Source organism: Nocardia sp. NPDC002869, from assembly GCF_046764065.1.
In the GTDB taxonomy this organism is placed as follows: Bacteria; Actinomycetota; Actinomycetes; order Mycobacteriales; family Mycobacteriaceae; genus Nocardia; species Nocardia rhamnosiphila.
This window is the reverse complement of sequence record NZ_JBKOOL010000047.1, coordinates 1-16,558: the sequence shown is the minus strand read 5'-3', so window position 1 is coordinate 16,558 and position 16,558 is coordinate 1. Positions and strand designations below refer to the sequence as shown.

General features: G+C 69.3%; 16 protein-coding genes. 14 read left to right on the top strand and 2 right to left on the bottom strand.

Going from position 1 to position 16,558, the window contains the following annotated elements:
* Window positions 1-28: 28 nt before the first annotated feature.
* Entirely contained in the window at window positions 29-895 is an 867-nt protein-coding gene (locus ACLML9_RS11715) for a hypothetical protein (RefSeq protein WP_411945546.1), read from the bottom strand.
* 128 nt (window positions 896-1,023) lie between these two features.
* On the opposite strand from ACLML9_RS11715, the gene ACLML9_RS11710 reads away from it, so the two are divergent.
* The 9 genes from ACLML9_RS11710 (at window position 1,024) to ACLML9_RS11670 (ending at window position 9,690) form a co-directional block, all read left to right on the top strand.
* Window positions 1,024-2,052: a hypothetical protein gene (locus ACLML9_RS11710; protein WP_411945532.1), complete on the top strand. Its 1,029-nt coding sequence runs from the start codon at window positions 1,024-1,026 to the stop codon at window positions 2,050-2,052.
* Complete coding sequence (locus tag ACLML9_RS11705; RefSeq protein WP_411945531.1) at window positions 2,049-3,767, top strand: hypothetical protein; 1,719 nt, start codon at window positions 2,049-2,051, stop codon at window positions 3,765-3,767. The genes ACLML9_RS11710 and ACLML9_RS11705 overlap by 4 nt, the downstream gene beginning before the upstream one ends.
* Window positions 3,768-3,778: 11 nt before the next feature.
* Window positions 3,779-4,705, top strand: coding sequence for a sugar phosphate isomerase/epimerase family protein (locus ACLML9_RS11700; protein ID WP_265803498.1), 927 nt, complete (start codon window positions 3,779-3,781; stop codon window positions 4,703-4,705).
* Between the two features lie 243 nt (window positions 4,706-4,948).
* Window positions 4,949-5,851: a thioesterase family protein gene (locus ACLML9_RS11695; RefSeq protein ID WP_411945530.1), complete on the top strand. Its 903-nt coding sequence runs from the start codon at window positions 4,949-4,951 to the stop codon at window positions 5,849-5,851.
* A gap of 52 nt (window positions 5,852-5,903) precedes the next feature.
* Window positions 5,904-6,722 (top strand): pyrroline-5-carboxylate reductase, encoded by an 819-nt coding sequence (proC, locus tag ACLML9_RS11690; RefSeq protein ID WP_411945529.1) that lies wholly within the window; start codon window positions 5,904-5,906, stop codon window positions 6,720-6,722.
* Window positions 6,723-6,867: 145 nt separating this feature from the next.
* Window positions 6,868-7,116, top strand: a complete 249-nt coding sequence (locus tag ACLML9_RS11685) for a helix-turn-helix domain-containing protein (RefSeq protein WP_030525584.1) — start codon at window positions 6,868-6,870, stop codon at window positions 7,114-7,116.
* A gap of 201 nt (window positions 7,117-7,317) precedes the next feature.
* Window positions 7,318-7,419, top strand: coding sequence for a 30S ribosomal protein bS22 (locus tag ACLML9_RS11680; RefSeq protein WP_003402602.1), 102 nt, complete (start codon window positions 7,318-7,320; stop codon window positions 7,417-7,419).
* Between the two features lie 187 nt (window positions 7,420-7,606).
* Window positions 7,607-8,680 carry an NAD-dependent epimerase/dehydratase family protein gene (locus tag ACLML9_RS11675; protein ID WP_411945528.1) on the top strand — a complete coding sequence of 358 codons (1,074 nt, stop codon included), beginning with the start codon at window positions 7,607-7,609 and terminating at the stop codon, window positions 8,678-8,680.
* The gene (locus ACLML9_RS11670) at window positions 8,677-9,690 is read left to right on the top strand and encodes a lysophospholipid acyltransferase family protein (protein ID WP_411945527.1); all 1,014 of its coding nucleotides are present in this window, start codon (window positions 8,677-8,679) and stop codon (window positions 9,688-9,690) included. Before ACLML9_RS11675 ends, ACLML9_RS11670 begins: the two co-directional genes overlap by 4 nt.
* Before the next feature lie 27 nt (window positions 9,691-9,717).
* Here the strand turns inward: ACLML9_RS11670 and ACLML9_RS11665 are convergent, their stop codons facing one another.
* Window positions 9,718-10,740: an HAD family hydrolase gene (locus ACLML9_RS11665; protein ID WP_030525587.1), complete on the bottom strand. Its 1,023-nt coding sequence runs from the start codon at window positions 10,738-10,740 to the stop codon at window positions 9,718-9,720.
* A 107-nt stretch (window positions 10,741-10,847) separates the two neighbouring features.
* Between ACLML9_RS11665 and ACLML9_RS11660 the strand changes: the two genes are divergently transcribed.
* The 5 genes from ACLML9_RS11660 (at window position 10,848) to ACLML9_RS11640 (ending at window position 16,453) form a co-directional block, all read left to right on the top strand.
* On the top strand, window positions 10,848-11,111 hold the full coding sequence (locus ACLML9_RS11660) for a glutaredoxin family protein (RefSeq protein WP_411945526.1): 264 nt from the start codon (window positions 10,848-10,850) through the stop codon (window positions 11,109-11,111).
* Window positions 11,112-11,359: 248 nt separating this feature from the next.
* A complete protein-coding gene (locus ACLML9_RS11655) occupies window positions 11,360-12,331 on the top strand; it encodes a redox-sensing transcriptional repressor Rex (protein WP_411945525.1) in 972 nt (323 codons plus the stop codon).
* Window positions 12,328-13,755, top strand: coding sequence for a glutamyl-tRNA reductase (locus tag ACLML9_RS11650; RefSeq protein WP_411945524.1), 1,428 nt, complete (start codon window positions 12,328-12,330; stop codon window positions 13,753-13,755). Before ACLML9_RS11655 ends, ACLML9_RS11650 begins: the two co-directional genes overlap by 4 nt.
* Window positions 13,752-14,894, top strand: a complete 1,143-nt coding sequence (hemC, locus tag ACLML9_RS11645) for a hydroxymethylbilane synthase (protein WP_411945523.1) — start codon at window positions 13,752-13,754, stop codon at window positions 14,892-14,894. Before ACLML9_RS11650 ends, hemC begins: the two co-directional genes overlap by 4 nt.
* On the top strand, window positions 14,891-16,453 hold the full coding sequence (locus ACLML9_RS11640) for a uroporphyrinogen-III synthase (protein ID WP_030525592.1): 1,563 nt from the start codon (window positions 14,891-14,893) through the stop codon (window positions 16,451-16,453). Before hemC ends, ACLML9_RS11640 begins: the two co-directional genes overlap by 4 nt.
* The last annotated feature ends 105 nt before the right edge of the window (window positions 16,454-16,558 follow it).

The window sequence follows — 16,558 nt, the reverse complement described above, 5'->3', positions numbered from 1 at the left end:
AGGGGCTCCGCGCCAGGCTGTGCCCCCGTTATCGCAGGTCGAGTCCGAGTATCCGGGTGGGGCGCGCCGCCCGGCCGTTCTCCTCGGCCTCCGTGGCCCGAGCCTTGCGTCGCGCCCGGGTGGTCGCGGGATGCTCCGCGCCGACCCCGGACCCCGGACGGCTCTGCAACTGCCGTTCGAGTTCTCGGTAGGCGGGCTCGCCGATCAATTCGATCAGCTCGGCGCGGTAGGTCTGCCAGACCGGCCGTTCCCCGATATGGGCATCGGGCGACCCGGAGCAGTACCAGTCCAGATCCACCCCGCCCGGGCCCCAGCCGCGCCGGTCGTACTCGGTGATGACGGTCCGCAGGATCTGCACACCGTCGGGCCGGTCCACCCATTCCTGGGTTCGGCGGATGGGGAGCTGCCAGCACACATCCGGTTTCACGGTATGTGGTTCCAGGCCCCGGCGCGCGGCCATGACATGCAGGGCGCACCCCGGGCCGCCGGCGAAATCCGGCCGGTTCTGGAATATGCACGCCCCGTCGACCCGGCGGGTGCGCTCGGCGGGCTCACCGTCGAGCTCGTCGGTTTCCAGATAGGTCTTGCGGCTGATCTTGCCGTGCTCGTCGCGCGCCTCGTCCATCAGCTGCCAGTCCTCGGCGGTCAGCATCTTCACCGCCCGGCGCAGCCGTTTGCGATCGTCGGAGTCGGACAGGAACGCGCCGTGTGTGCAGCACCCCGCATCCGGCATATCGGACAGGATGCCCTGGCAGGCGGGGGTCCCGAACACACAGGTCCAATGAGAGGTCAGCCAGGTGAGATCGGCCGCGATCAGATGTTCCTCGTCGGCGGGGTCGACGAACTCGAGCCACTCGCGCGGGAAGTCGAGTGGTACTTCCCGGCTCGGCCGCATCTTCGGCATCGGAAGATCGGTCGGAGCGGGGACGGAGTCGTTCGAGGCAGCGCCTGACGTCACAACCCTCAACGCTAACACCACAACCGGGTCGCCCGGTGTTCAGGTACACCAAGTAACGTGTCCGTGTGCGTCTAGGTGTCCTCGATGTCGGAAGCAACACCGTTCACCTGCTGGTGGTGGACGCGCATCGGGGTGGCCATCCCATGCCGATGAGCTCGACGAAGGAGTCGTTGCGGCTGTCGGAGAACATGGACGACAGGGGGCGGATCACCGCGGCCGGGGCCCAGAAACTGGTCGATACGGTGGCCGATCTGGCGAATCTCGCCGCCGCGTCGGGATGTGTGGAACTGATGGCGTTCGCGACCTCCGCGGTACGCGAGGCCACCAACTCCGACGAAGTCCTGGGCCGGGTGCGCGCCGAGACCGGGGTGGACCTGCGGGTGCTGGCCGGGGTCGATGAGGCCCGGCTGACCTTCCTGGCGGTGCGCCGCTGGTACGGCTGGAGCGCGGGCCGGATCGTCAACCTCGATATCGGCGGCGGCTCGCTCGAGGTGAGCTGCGGCGTGGACGAGGAACCGGAGGTCGCGCTGTCGCTGCAGCTGGGGGCCGGCCGGTTGACCCGCAAATGGTTACCGGAGGACCCGCCGAGCAAACGGCGCATCGGCATCCTCCGTGATTGGCTCGCCGCCGAGATGGTGGATCCGGCCAAACAGCTCGCCGAAGCGGGTAAGCCCGATCTGGCGGTGGGTACCTCCAAAACCTTCCGTTCGCTGGCCAGGCTCACCGGCGCGGCGCCCTCGGGCGCCGGTCCCCGGGTCCGCCGGACACTGACCGGTTCGGGCCTGCGCCAGTTGATCGCGTTCATCTCCAGGATGACCGCCTCCGATCGTGCCGAACTGGAAGGTGTCAGCGCCGACCGGTCCCAGCAATTGGTGGCGGGAGCGCTCGTGGCCGAGGCCGCCATGCGTGCGCTTTCCCTGGATACGCTGGAAATTTGTCCGTGGGCGCTGCGCGAAGGGCTGATTCTGCGCAAACTGGATACCGATATGGATGGTGGACCACTGACAACGAACACGCCGAACGCGGTCGCCGGGAACGGTTCGACGCCCGGCGGCGCGACGTCGGCGGGCCCGATCGAAACGGTGCCTTCATGAGCAGGAACTCCAATCAACTGTCGGTAGCCGAGCTGCTGGCCCGCAATGGCGCGGAGCCGGCCGCCGGCGGTGGCCGGCGACGGCGCGGCGGGCGCGGGCTCTCGGTCGACGACCTGTCCGGCGATATACCGGCCGTCGAACGCAACGGTTCGGCCCATGCGGCTCCCGACGAGGCCGACGAGGAGTACTCCGCCGCCGAGGCGGGCGATCCGGCCGGCAACGGCTTCGATGCGCAGGGTTATGGGGGTGAGCGGGTTTCGTATGCCGCCCCGGATCCGAACAATTCGCCGATGTCGGGCCCGATCACCGTCTACAACCCGCTGGAGCCGTATGCGCCGGGCCCCGCCGCGGACGGCGCCCCCGCGCGGCTGGGTGATCCGGACCCCTATGCGAGCGACCGGGAGCAGTTCCCGCCCGCGGCGGAGGCACCGAGCCGTGGCGGTCGCCGACGCCGCGCGGAACCGGACGACGATTTCGCCGCTTCCGCGGACGACCCGGGCGCCGGGGCCCCGCCGAATCAGTCCTGGGAGACCGGTCCGCCGACGCCCGGTGGCGGGCGGGCCGCCCGCCGGCGCGCCGCGGAAGCCGCGGCCGCGGGGGAGTCCGTCACGCCCGCCGAGCCGGATGCTCCCGCGGATTACGGTCTTCCACCCGGGCCCGGTGCTTTCGGCCGATCGCCCGCTCCGGACTTCGGCGGACCGGATCCCGGTTCGCCCTGGCCGGGGCAGGGCTTCGACGGGCCGCCTCGGCTGGGTCCGCCCGGGGTCGCACCACCGACCGAGGCATGGCAGGCGACCGGACCACCGGCCGATGATCAGCGGCCCAAGCTGGAGCGCCGCCGTCGCGGTGCGCGGCCGCTGCCGGAGCCCGCTCCCTTTCCGGAATCGCCCGACCAGCCGAACGGGGACCACACCACCGTCGTATGGTCGCCGGCCGAGCAGGGTATCCGGTTGCGCGCCGGACTACAGGGGCTGGAGACTCCGCCGCACGACGCGCCCGATTTCGGTGGCCCGGGTGCCCGCAACGGCCGGCCGGCCGGGCCGATGCCCCCGCCGCCCGCCCGGGATTTCGGGCCGGACCAGGGTTTCGGCCCCGGTCAGCGCTTCGGCGCCGATCCGGGTTTCGCCCCTGACCCGGGTTACGGCCCCGACCCCCAATTCGATCCGGACCCCGGCTTCGCGAAGACGGATATCTTCGCCACCGATGTACACGGCCCCATGCGGCCGCTTCCCGCCACCTCGGGCGAGCGCTACGAAACCGGTGAATTCGAACCGGATTTCGATCCGGACGCCGACGATTACGATGACTCCGAGGACACCGCGGGTGAGAACCGCCTGGGCCGTGCGCGTTCGGCGCTGAGCGAAAAATTCGGTGCCGCCGGGGACAAATTCGCCGCGACCAAGGCGAAATTCGGGGCAGGGGCGAGCCCCACGGACCGCGAGACCGCCGAGGATCCGCGCAAACAATGGATCGTGCTCGGCGCGCAGAGTGTGGGCGCGGCGATCGCCGGGATGCTGGCGTTCAAGGGTTTCGAGATGCTGTGGGCGGGGCAGCCGCTCCTCGCGCTCGCGCTGGCGGTCGTGGTGATCCTGGGGCTCGTCGCGCTGGTGCGGATCCTGCGGCGCGGCGACGATATGTTCAGTACCGTGATCGCTGTGGTCGTCGGTGTGTTCGTCACACTGGGTCCGCTGGCATTTCTACTCAGTACGGGCTGAGCGAGGCAGCAATGGCACGCAATTCTCCCGCGGCCGGCCCGCGGGACGACGGGCAGCGCCGCGGTATCAAGGTGGGGCTGTCGACGGCTTCGGTCTATCCGCAGAACACCGAGGCGGCCTTCCGCTACGCGGCCGAACTGGGTTACGACGGTGTCGAATTGATGGTCTGGGCCGAACCGGCCAGCCAGAGCATCACCACCGTGCGCGGTTACGCGCGCAAGTACTCGGTACCGGTACTCGCGGTGCACGCGCCCTGCCTGCTCATCTCCCAGCGGGTCTGGGGTGCCGACCCGGTGGCGAAACTGGAACGCAGTGTGCGCACGGCCGAGGCCCTGGGTGCCGATACCGTGGTGGTGCATCCACCGTTCCGCTGGCAACGCCGCTATTCCGAAGGCTTCGCCGACCAGGTGAGCGAACTCGAAGAGGGCAGTTCGGTGGCTGTCGCGGTCGAGAACATGTTCCCCATGCGGGCCGACCGGCTCTTCGCCCGCCGGGCTCGCGATATCCAGCGCCTGGAACGCCGCGGCGGCCCCGGTCTGTCACTCACCGCGTTCAGCCCCGGCTATGACCCCACCGAGATCGGGTTCCGCCACTACACCCTCGACCTGTCGCATACCGCCACCGCCGGCACCGATCCGCTGGCATTGGTCGCGCGAATGGGCCGGGGCCTGAGCCATCTGCATCTGGCCGACGGCCGCGGCGCCGCCCACGACGAACATCTTGTTCCCGGCGCGGGAACCCAGCCGTGCGCGGCGGTATGCGCCATGCTGGTCCGCAACGGGTTCACCGGCCACGCCGTGGCCGAGATAAACACCCAGGATGCCCGCACCACCGCGGCCCGTGCGGACATGCTGGACCGCACCCTCGCGTTCGCCCGGACCCACCTGAACCCGGCGCTCAGCTCCCACCCCGACTCCAGCCCGATCGAGACCCGTTGACCCGGTGCGGTATCCATGGCGGCGCGAACCAGCGGCAGCGGACCGGAGGTGTGTACGGATGTGCGTCCCGATCGTCCCGGGTAGGTTCACAGCGCTGTGAGTGCTCGATGATCGCCGGTTCCCGGGCGGCCGACCACATGTGCCCCTACCGGTCCGCCTGTACGCGGGCGAGACCGCTCTACCAAGATCGACCGGCAGTATGCACTCGCGGAACGGTTACCGGGCCGAGGAGAAGGAGTACTGATGACGACGGAGACGGAACTGCACGCCGAGCGGGGTTCGGCGTCCACCGGCGCCCCGTTCCGCCGGGTGTGTTCCCTGACCGAGCTCGCTGCCGACGAACCGGGCGACGGGCGCTATCGCGGCGTCATCGACGATATCTGGACGATCGGCCCGAAGGTGCACGGCGGAACCATGGTCGCCGGTTCGGCGGCGGCCGCGAGTCGCTGGCTGCGCACCGTGGAACCGGAGCGCGCGACCATGGCCCCGCTGTCGGGGAGTACCGATTTCCTCGGCGCCCCGGAGCCGGGCGAGGTGGTCTACGACGTGACGGTCCGCAAGGTGGGCCGCCAGATCTGCCTGGTGGACGTGACACTGGGGCAGCGCGGCCGGCCGCTGGTCCGTACCGCGTTCACCTTCGGCCATCTGGACGGTCCGGAGCGACCGCCGCTCTACACCCCGGAGCACACCGATCTGCCGGTGGAACCGACGGCGGACGCCATCGGCTACGAGCCGGGCTCCTCGATGGCCCGGATCGTGCACGTGGCCCGGGGCATGGACGCCTTCCTGGACCGGGAATGGGCGCCGTTCATCGACAACGCCCACGGTGAACCCCGCTTGCGGATGTGGCTGCGCCCGCGCCCGGCCGATCAGGCCGACCCCGAGATCGCGTCCTATATCGCGATGATGGCGGCCGATATGTGTCCGCCGGTCCCCACCAATCTCGGGTATTTCGGCTGGTCCCCGACCGTGCAGATGACCACCTATCTCCGGCGGCGGCCCGCGCCCGGCTGGTTGCGCATCGTCGCCACCACACACGAGGTCGGCGGTGGGATATTCGATTCCGACCAGATCGTGGTCGACTCCACCGGCGCCCTGGTGGCCCAGAGCCGCCAGTTGGCCCTGCTGCCCTCCCCGAAGAGGTGATTACGGGGCCCCGGGCCCCGCTGTCGAGAGCATGCCAAGAACAATGGCGCCCATGACACGAATTGCGGTGATCGGTGGCGGCCGGATCGGGGAGGCCCTCATTGCCGGCCTGCTGGAGGCCGGACGGGCCGTCAAGGACTTGGTGGTGGTCGAAACGCACACCGACCGGGCCGAGCTGCTCGCGGACCGGTTCGGGGTGCGGGTGACCGACGCGGTCGGCGATGCCGCGGTGGGTGCCGATCTGCTCGTGGTCGCGGTGAAACCGGGCGATGTGGATGCCGTGCTCACCGAACTCGGTAAGGCCGACCTGGGCGGCGACCGTGATCAGATCCTGGTCTCGCTGGCGGCCGGGGTGCCGACGGCGCGGCTGGAGGCCAAACTACCCGCGGGATTCCCCGTGGTGCGGGTCATGCCGAATACCCCGATGCTGGTCGGTGAGGGTATGAGCGTGCTGGCCGGCGGCCGCTACGCCAAGGCGGAGCAGCTGGAGTTGGTCACCGAACTGCTGAGCACGGTGGGACAGACATGCGTCGTCCCCGAATCCCAGATGGACGCCGTGACCGCCGTATCGGGTTCCGGACCGGCGTATTTCTTCCTGGTCGTCGAGGCGATGGTCGAGGCGGGCGTCGGGCTGGGCCTGAGCCGCGATGTCTCGGCGCAACTGGTCACTCAGACAATGCTCGGTTCGGCGGCCATGCTCGCGGAGTCGGGGCAGAGCGCGGTCGATCTGCGCGCGGCGGTCACCTCCCCGGCCGGTACCACCGCGGCGGCGGTGCGCGAACTCGAACGCGCGGGTCTGCGGTCGGCGTTCCTGGAGGCGCTGCACGCGGCCAAACAGCGTTCCGCCGAACAGGGCGCGACCGCGGAATGACCTCCTGACCCCCAGCGTATGAACCTGATTTCTCACTCCCGTCGCAGTAATCCCACTGGTCCCGCTAAGCTTCAAGGAGCACGTGCGTGTCTGTTCCGCTGGTGGGGAAGCCGGCGGCGCGGACGTGCCGGAGGTCAGTGGTGCGATGATGTCTTCGAACAAGATGTCCGCTAACAGCGGCGGTGGTTCGTCGCCAGGACAATCAATACTCGGTGGTGGTACGCAATTCCTCACCGTCGCCGAGGTGGCGAATTTGATGAGAGTTTCCAAGATGACGGTGTACCGGCTGGTGCACTCGGGAGAGCTACCGGCGGTTCGTGTCGGGAGATCTTTCCGGGTACACGCCAAGGCGGTGCACGATTATCTGGAAACGTCCTATTTCGATGCCGGGTGAAGGCGGTTACCGGCCTGCGGGAGCGGGCCGGTAACATCAACGCTCGCTGTGTTGGATCGGCGGCGCGCTGCGTCCCTTTCGGGGCCGCGCGGGGCCGCCGCCTCCAGGGCTGAGATTCAGCCGCGAGCAACCGGGCATACGACCGGACAGTTGACGTAAGCGAGCGCGAGACGCGCCGAGGAGAGAACGCGAGGACACCCTATGGGTTCTGTGATCAAGAAGCGCCGCAAGCGCATGTCGAAGAAGAAGCACCGGAAGCTGCTTCGTCGTACCCGCGTGCAGCGGCGCAAACTCGGCAAGTAAGCGCAACCGCGCAACGTCCTCGGCGGAACCCGCTACCATTCGGTAGCGGGTTTCGTCGCGTTTCCATCAACTGAAATCGGGGTTAGGTCCCCGTTAAGAAGCCGGTGGTGGCTGCGCCGGTCGTTAGGCTGGTAGTCGGAACTATTGAGCGGGGGCTCGATGCTCGAGGTGGAACGGTCCGGTGCAGGTGGACACTGAAGCGAACGGCAGCTACAAGCCCAAGGTCGTACTGGTGACAGGCGCCAGTCGGTACTTCGGTGGCAATGTCGTGTGCCGGCTCGTCTCCGACCCCGAGATCGAGCGGGTCGTCGCGGTCGACGTACTCACCCCCGCGCCGCCGCTGCGCCGCCGGATGGGGCGCGCCGAATTCGTGCGTGCCGATATCCGGAACCCGTTGATCCGCAAGGTTTTCGAGCGTTATCAGGTCGATACCGTGGTGCATACCGCGGTGCTGTCGCAGCCGCCTTCGGGCGGCGGGCGGGCCGCGATGAAGGATATGAACGTCCTCGGAGCGATGCAGCTGTTCGCCGTCTGCCAGAAATCGCCGGCCGTGCGCCGGGTGGTGTCACGTTCCAGTTCCGGGGTATACGGGGGGAGTGCCAAGGATCCCGCGCAATTCACGGAGGAGATGAGCGCCCGCAGGCCACCGTCGGGCTGGTTCGCCCGGGACATGATCGAGATCGAGGGCTTCGCCCGCGGTCTGGCCCGGCGCCGTCCCGATATCACCGTGCTCACATTGCGCCTGGCGCCGATGGTCGGACCAGGCCTGGGTGCCCGGGCGGGGCAACTGCTGCGGTCCCCGATCACCCCGACCGTGCTCGGCCGGGACGCGCGGATGCAGTTCCTCCACGAGGAGGACGCGGTCGCCGCCTTGGTGCACGCCGTCCGGTCCGGTCCGGGCGGCACCTTCAATGTGGCCGGTGACGGCGTCCTCGCACTTTCCCAGGCGGTCCGTCGTTCCGGTCGGGTCGCAATGCCGGTACCCTGGTCGGTGTTCCGCACCGTCGGCCGGACATTGATGAGTCCGGTGATGCGTGATTTCAGTTCCGAACAGCTCGATTACTTTCTCTTCGGTTGTGGTCTGGACACGACGCGTATGCGCGGCGAACTCGGGTTCGAGCCGCGCTGGACGACGGTACAGGCGTTCGACGACTTCACCGGGGGCGCAGCGTCGCGGCCCGTGGTCGATCCAGCGTGGATCGACGCCGCAGAAAACAAACTGCTCGGCCTCATCAAGGCCGGTACGGGAGCACATACATGAACGACGTCGCCAAAGTCATCAGACTGCAGGACCTCGCTACCGTGCCGCGGCCACGGCCCGCGACACGTAACTGGACCGGTTCTGCCGACCGGTCGGTGACCTCGCTGACCGACCGTCTCACCCCGCCCACACCCACCGCGCCGCGCTCGGTCACCGATCTGATGCGCGCCGCCCTCGGTAGGCAGATCGGGCGTACCGCCGAATTCGCCCGGCGCCGGCTCACCGGCGACTACCAGGTCGACGAATTCGGGTTCGACGAGCACCTACTCGAATCGGTACTGCTGCCGGCCCTGCGCCCGCTGGCCGACAACTGGTTCCGGGTGCAGACCAGTGGCATGGAGAACGTCCCCGAGGTCGGTGGTGCCCTGATCGTGGCCAACCACGCCGGCACGGTGCCCATCGACGGGCTCATGCTGCAACTCGCGGTGCACGACCACCACCCCAAACAGCGCGCCCTGCGCCTGCTGGCCGCCGATCTGGTCTTCGAGATGCCCATGCTGGGCACCCTGGCCCGTAAAGCCGGCCACACGCTGGCCTGCCGCCCCGATGCCGAACGGTTGTTGAGCGCCGGCGAACTCACCGGTGTGTTCCCCGAAGGTTTCAAGGGCGTCGGCAAGAAGTACGCCGACCGGTACAAACTGCAGCGATTCGGGCGCGGCGGATTCGTCGCCGCGGCGGTCCGCGCCGGAGTACCGATCATCCCGTGCTCGATCGTGGGGTCCGAGGAGATCTATCCGAAGATCGCCGATATCAAGCCGCTGGCCCGGCTGCTCGGCCTGCCCTACTTCCCGGTGACCCCCACGTTCCCGCATCTGGGCCCGCTGGGCGCGGTCCCGCTGCCCTCGAAGTGGTACATCGAGTTCGGTACCCCGATCAGCACCAGCGAGTACCAGGCCGAGGACGCCGACGACCCCATGCTCATGTTCGAGGTCACCGACCAGGTCCGCGAAACGATCCAGCAGACCCTTTACAAACTGCTGGTCAGACGCCGCAACGTCTTTATGGGCTGACAGGTGGGTGGCACGGCCACCCACCTCTTACTGCGCACTCCTGCGGCGGGTGACCGCGGCGGCGACCGCCCCGCCCGCGGCGCCCAGGGCGAGGGCGGTGGGCACCCCGATCTTGGCGGCTTTGCGGCCGGTGCGGAAATCACGGATCTCCCAGCCGCGGGCCTTGGCGACCTCGCGGAGATCGGAATCCGGGTTGATCGCCACCGCGGTGCCGGTGAGCGACAGCATGGGTACATCGTTGTGGCTGTCGGAGTAGGCGGTGCAGCGTTTGAGGTTGAGGCCCTCGCGGATGGCCAGGGCCCGGACGGCGTGCGCCTTACCGAGGCCGTGCAGGATATCGCCGACCAGGCGGCCGGTGAATTTTCCATCGACGCTTTCGGCCACGGTGCCCAGGGCCCCGGTCAGGCCGAGGCGTTTGGCGATCACCTGCGCGAGCTCGACGGGGGTGGCGGTCACCAGCCACACCTGCTGACCGGCGTCGAGGTGCATCTGCGCCAGCGCGCGAGTGCCGGGCCAGATCTTGTCGGCGATGATCTCGTCGTAGATTTCCTCGCCGAGCGCGGCGAGTTCGGCAGTGGACCGCCCGGCGATGAATTCCAGCGCCTTCTCTTTACCGGTGGCCATATCGGTGCTGCTCTCTTTGCCGGTGATCCGGAACTTCACCTGCTTCCACGCGATATCGACCAGGTCGGCGCTGCGAAAGTATTTGCGCGCGGCCAGACCCCGGGCGAAATGCACGATCGAGGCGCCCTGCACCATGGTGTTGTCCACATCGAAAAAAGCCGCCGCGGTGAGATCGCGCGGGACCTCCGGCGGGGCGCCGACGGCCGCCCGCTCGGCGTCCTGCAGGGCCAGTGCGGCGTCCGCGCTGGCCTCGCCGGCGACATTGGCGCGGACCTCCTCTTCGCTGGGCCCGAACGGACTGCGCGAAATACGCGCCAGCTGCTCGGACAGGCCCTGTCCGAGCGGGCCCAGATTCCATCGGACCGGAAGTTCCCCGAACCGGCCCGCGATGAACCCGGATTTCCCCACCTTCGATCGTTCCGGCACCAGTACCTCCGCCTGTTCGCGCGAATCACGTCCACAGTAACCGGACGGCTGCCCCGAGACGCACTACAGCCCGCCGCGTCCGGTCCGCGGCGGGTTGAATAGCGGTCATGACGAACTCGACGACGCATGAGGTGACCCTGCTGACCCGCGCCGGTTGCGGTATGTGCGAGCGGGCCCTGGAACAGCTGCGGGCGATCTGCGCGGAATTCGGTATCGAGGCCGGCAGCGTGGATGTGGACGCGGTCGCCGGCACCGAGCCCGGGCTGCGCGCCGAATACGGGGACCGGCTGCCGGTGGTCCTGCTCGACGGCCGGGAACACAGTTATTTCGATGTGGACGAGACCCGGTTGCGGGCCGATCTGAATCGTTGACAGTGTCCGAATTCCGGCCGGGGATCGTACAAGGTCGGGTCGCGACACAAAATGAGGCGAATTTCACCGACTTTGTGCATGGGTTCACAAGCAGTTACGGTGGTGGCACGCGAGCCGCAGGCCGGGGCGAGTATCCGGCCGCCGGTAGCAGGTGAATCAACCCATATCCGACCCCGTCATCGGCGCATGGACCGCAACGGAGGTCGCCGAGCACCCGGGCCGCTTCGGCCCGGACGAGGAGCCAGGACGTGACAGAGCACCATGAGACGCGCGACGTCTCCGGCGATGCTCCCAACGTCACCACCCGCACACTGCAGAAGGGCATCCCCCAGGCTACGGTGGCGCGGCTGGCCACCTATCTCCGGGTGCTCGCCCTGCTGACCGATGACGGTGTGGCCATCGTATCCAGTGAGGAACTGGCTGTCGCGGCGGGTGTCAATTCCGCCAAGCTGCGTAAGGACCTGTCCTTCCTGGGCCCCAACGGGGTTCGCGGTGTGGGCTACGACGTGGCGCGGCTGCGGGCTCGGATCGAAGATGTGCTCGGGCTGTCCGGTGGGCATCGGGTGGTCCTGGTCGGCGCCGGCAATCTCGGGCGCGCGCTGGTCGGCTATCGCGGGTTCCGGCGCCGCGGCTTCGCGGTGGTCGGAGTCTTCGACAACGACCCCGAGGTGATCGGCCGCGAGGTCGAGGGCCTGCGGGTATGTGACGCGGCCGGCCTCACCGACGGTATCGCCGTACTGCGCCCGACCATCGCGGTGATCGCCGTGCCCGACGACGCTGCCCAGCAGGTATGCGACGAACTGGTCGCCGCCGGGGTGCAATCCATCCTGAGTTTCGCGCTGTGCCCGCTGACCGCACCGCCGGGCGTCGAATTACGCCGGGTGGATCTGGCGGTGGAGATGCAGATGCTCTCGTTCGAGCGGGTCCGCAATGCCGACCCGGAGGAGCCTGCCACCGGCCCGGGTGACGGGGTGAACACCGTGGATGTGGTGGAGAACGCGCCCCGAGCGGCAAACGATCCCATGGCGGTCGGCGTTGCAACCGGTAGTGCCGTGCCGTCCGCTCACCCGCTGAACGGCTCCGGCCGGATCGCTCGCCGGATGCCCGCGCATTCGTCGCCGGGCTCCACCGGGCTGTCCCACTGTGCGGCGCAGGCCGCCCAGACGACCTCGCATACGGCAACGGAGCCAACCAGCAAGGGATCGGTGGTCACACCATGAGCGTTCTTCTCGTCGGGATCTCACATCGCAGCGCGCCCGTGGCGATGTTGGAGAAGGTGGCGATCACCGATGCCGATCGGCCCAAGCTGATCGACCGCATGCTGGCCTCCAGCCATATCTCCGAAGCCATGATCGTCTCCACCTGCAACCGGGTGGAGATCTACGCGGTGGTCGACGCGTTCCACGGTGGTCTGGCCGATGTCGGTGAGCTGCTGACCGGCCATTCCGGGCTGCCGATGCCGGAGCTGACCCGCCACGCCTATGTGCGCTACAGCGAGGCCGCCGCCGAGCATCTGTTCGCGGTGGCCAGCGGGCTGGATTCGATGGTGGTCGGCGAGCAGCAGGTGCTCAGCCAGATCCGCAGCGCCTACACCACCGCCGACGCCCAGCAGGCCGTCGGCCGGACCCTGCACGAACTCTCCCAGCAGGCGCTGCGCGTCGGTAAACGGGTGCATTCGGAAACCGGCATCGACCGGGCCGGTGCCTCGGTGGTGTCGGTGGCCCTCGACCGGGCGACCACGGTTCTCGGACCGCTGGCCGGTCGTACGGCCGCGGTGATCGGCGCCGGTGCCATGGGCGGCCTGTCGGTCGCGCATCTGGCCCGCGCCGGGATCGGACGGATCCTGGTGGTCAACCGCACCATCGAACGAGCGCAGCGGCTCGCCGCGACCGCGGAGTCACACGGCGTGGCGGCGCAGGCCTATGAACTGTCCCGGCTCGCCGAGGCGCTGTCGGTGGCCGACGTGGTGGTCACCTGCACCGGCGCGGTGGGGTCGGTGGTCACCCTGGCCGACGCGCACAACGCGCTGTCGGACCCCGATCGCGGGCCGGGCCGCCCGATGGTGTTCTGCGATCTGGGCCTACCCCGGGATGTGGACCATGCGGTGGCGGGGCTGCCCGGGGTCACGGTGATCGATATCGAGACCCTGCAGCACGACCCGGCCGCCGGTGCCGCGGCCGGCGATACCGCCGCCGCGCGTGCCATCGTCGCCGAGGAACTGGCCAAATACCTGGCCGGACAGCGAATGGCCGAGGTCACGCCGACCGTCGCCGCGCTGCGCCAGCGCGCCGCCGAGGTGGTGGAGGCCGAACTGCTGCGGTTGGATTCGCGGCTGCCGCGGCTGGCCGACCCCGAACGTGACGAGGTGGCCCGCACCGTGCGACGGGTGGTGGACAAACTGCTGCACGCGCCGACGGTGCGGGTCAAACAACTGGCCAGCACTCCCGGCGGCGACAGCTACGCCGAAGCGTTGCGCGAACTGTTCGAACTGACACCCGGATCGGCCCAGGCGGTCGCTGCGCCCATGGAGATCAGCCGGGCCGCACACAACGGGGCCGGCTGGATGGGGCTGGACGGCGAAGTAGCCCTGGCCGACGATTTCACACCCGGCGGCCACGACGAGGAACAGGAGCAGTCGACATGACCATCCTGCAGGGCTCGGACGCGGCAGCGGTCGCGGGCGCCGCGGGGCCCGGAGCGGGCCGGCGTCCGTGGCGGATCGGCACCCGCGGCAGTCTGCTCGCGCGGACCCAGGCCGGTGACGTGCGGGACGCACTGATCGCGGCCGGGCAGCCGGCGGAGCTGGTGATCGTGGAAACACCGGGCGATCTGTCCGCCGACCCGGTCCAGGAGATCGGGGTGGGCGTGTTCACCAGTGCGCTGCGCGCCGAACTCGCCGCCGCGAACATCGATATCGCGGTGCACTCGTACAAGGATCTACCCACCGCCGGCGACGACCGTTTCGCACTCGCCGCCGTACCTCCGCGCCAGGACCCGCGCGACGCGCTCGTCGCCCGCGACGGCCTGGTACTGGGTGAGCTACCACCGGGCGCGGTGGTCGGCACTTCCGCGCCGCGCCGGGTGGCGCAGCTGCTGGCCTTGGGCCTGGGCCTGGAGATCCGGCCGCTGCGCGGCAATCTCGACACCCGGCTGCGTCAGGTCGCCGAAGGCGAGCTGGACGCCGTCGTGGTCGCGCGTGCCGGATTGGCCCGGATCGGCCGCCTGGACGCCGTCACCGAAGCGCTGGAACCCGTGCAGATGCTGCCGGCGCCCGCGCAGGGTGCGCTGGCCGTCGAATGCCGCGCCGATGACACAGACCTGATCGAGCTGCTCACCGTCCTCGACGACGCCGCCACCAGAACGGCCGTCACCGCGGAACGGGCGCTGCTCGCCGAACTCGAGGCGGGCTGCACCGCGCCCGTCGGAGCGATCGCCGAAATCGTCGAATCTCTGGACGACGACGGGCGCATCGTCGAGGAACTCTCGCTGCGCGGCTGTGCCGCCGCGCTCGACGGTTCCGATGTGATACGGGCCTCGACGGTGGGAGCACCGGCCGAGGCCGCCGAACTCGGCCGCGCACTGGCCCGCGAACTACTGGAGCTGGGCGCGCAGGAGCTACTCGCCGCCGAACCCGGCACCGTGGAACCGGACCTCGCGAGAGCCGGAGACAACACCACCCCGGTGGGAACGAGCACCGCCGCAGCGGAACCGAGCGCCGCTGCCGCGGGAACGAGCACCGCCACGGACTTCACCGAACCCAGTCCAATGGAGAACAACCGATGAGTCGAGCCAGCAAGAAGCATCCGGGGCGGATCCTGTTCGTCGGATCGGGCCCGGGGGACCCGGCATTGCTGACCACCCGATCGCGCGAAGTGCTGTGCCGGGCCACCCTCGCGTTCACCGATCCCGATGTGGACGCCGGAGTGCTCGCCCTGATCGGCACCGAGGTCGAACCGGAACCCGACGGGGAGCGTTCGGTCGATGTCCGGCCCGCCCTCGGTGAGCCCGCCGAGGTCGCCAAAACGTTGATCGCCGAAGCCAAAGCCGGCCACGATGTGGTGCGGGTGGTCTCCGGTGACCCGCTCACCACCGACGCGGTGATCGCCGAGGTCACCACGGTCACCCGCTCGCATATCGTCTTCGAGGTGCTGCCCGGGCTGCCCTCCGGTTCGGCGGTGCCCAGCTACGCCGGTATCGCGCTGGGCTCCGGTCACACCGAGGCCGATGTGCGTGGCGAAGTGGACTGGCCCGCCCTGGCCGCCGCGCCCGGACCGCTGGTGCTGCACGCCACCTCCGGCCATCTGGCCGAAACCGCGAGCGCCCTGGTGGAACACGGCATGGCCCCGCAGACCCCGGTCGCGGTCACCGTCCGCGGCACCACCCGCCAGCAGCGCACCATCGAAGCCACCCTGGCCACCCTGAACAGCGCCGCCTCCGAACTGGTCGGCCCGCTGGTGGTCACCATCGGCAAGGCGGTCGCGCAGCGGTCGAAGATGTCGTGGTGGGAGTCGCGCGCACTGTACGGCTGGACCGTGCTCGTGCCGCGGACCAAGGACCAGGCCGGCGAGATGAGCGAACGGCTGGTCACCCACGGCGCCATCCCCAAGGAAGTGCCGACCATCGCGGTGGAACCGCCGCGCAGCCCCGCGCAGATGGAACGCGCCGTCAAGGGTCTGGTGGACGGTCGCTACCAGTGGGTGGTCTTCACCTCCACCAACGCCGTCCGCGCGGTCTGGGAGAAGTTCGCCGAATTCGGTCTCGACGCCCGCGCGTTCTCGGGCGTGAAGATCGCCTGCGTCGGCGAGGCCACCGCCGAGAAGGTGCGCTCCTTCGGTATCAACCCGGAACTGCTGCCCAGCGGGGAACAGTCCTCGCTCGGCCTGCTCGCCGACTTCCCGCCCTACGACGACGTATTCGACCCGGTGAACCGGGTCCTGTTGCCGCGCGCGGATATCGCCACCGAGACCCTGGCCGAAGGACTGCGCGAACGCGGCTGGGAGATCGACGATGTCACCGCCTACCGCACCGTGCGGGCCTCCCCGCCGCCCGCGGAAACCCGCGAGATGATCAAGACCGGCGGCTTCGACGCCGTGCTGTTCACCTCGAGCTCCACGGTCCGCAACCTGGTAGGAATCGCCGGAAAACCGCACGCCCGAACCATCGTGGCCTGCATCGGCCCGAAAACCGCCGAGACCGCGGTGGAGTTCGGCCTGCGCGTCGATGTGCAGCCGGAAGTCGCGCAGGTGGGCGCACTGGTGGAAGCCCTCGCCGAACACGCGGCCCGGCTCCGGGCGGAAGGGCTCTTGCCGCCCCCGCGGAAGAAGAGCCGCCGCAGCCGGTAATGCTGTGTTAATTGGCGGCGCCTGCGGCGCCGCGGGGTCGAGGCCCCCTCGGTCCCGCCGTTCAGCGCATGCGCCGCAGGCGCGAGTCTCGGGCGCTGAACGGCG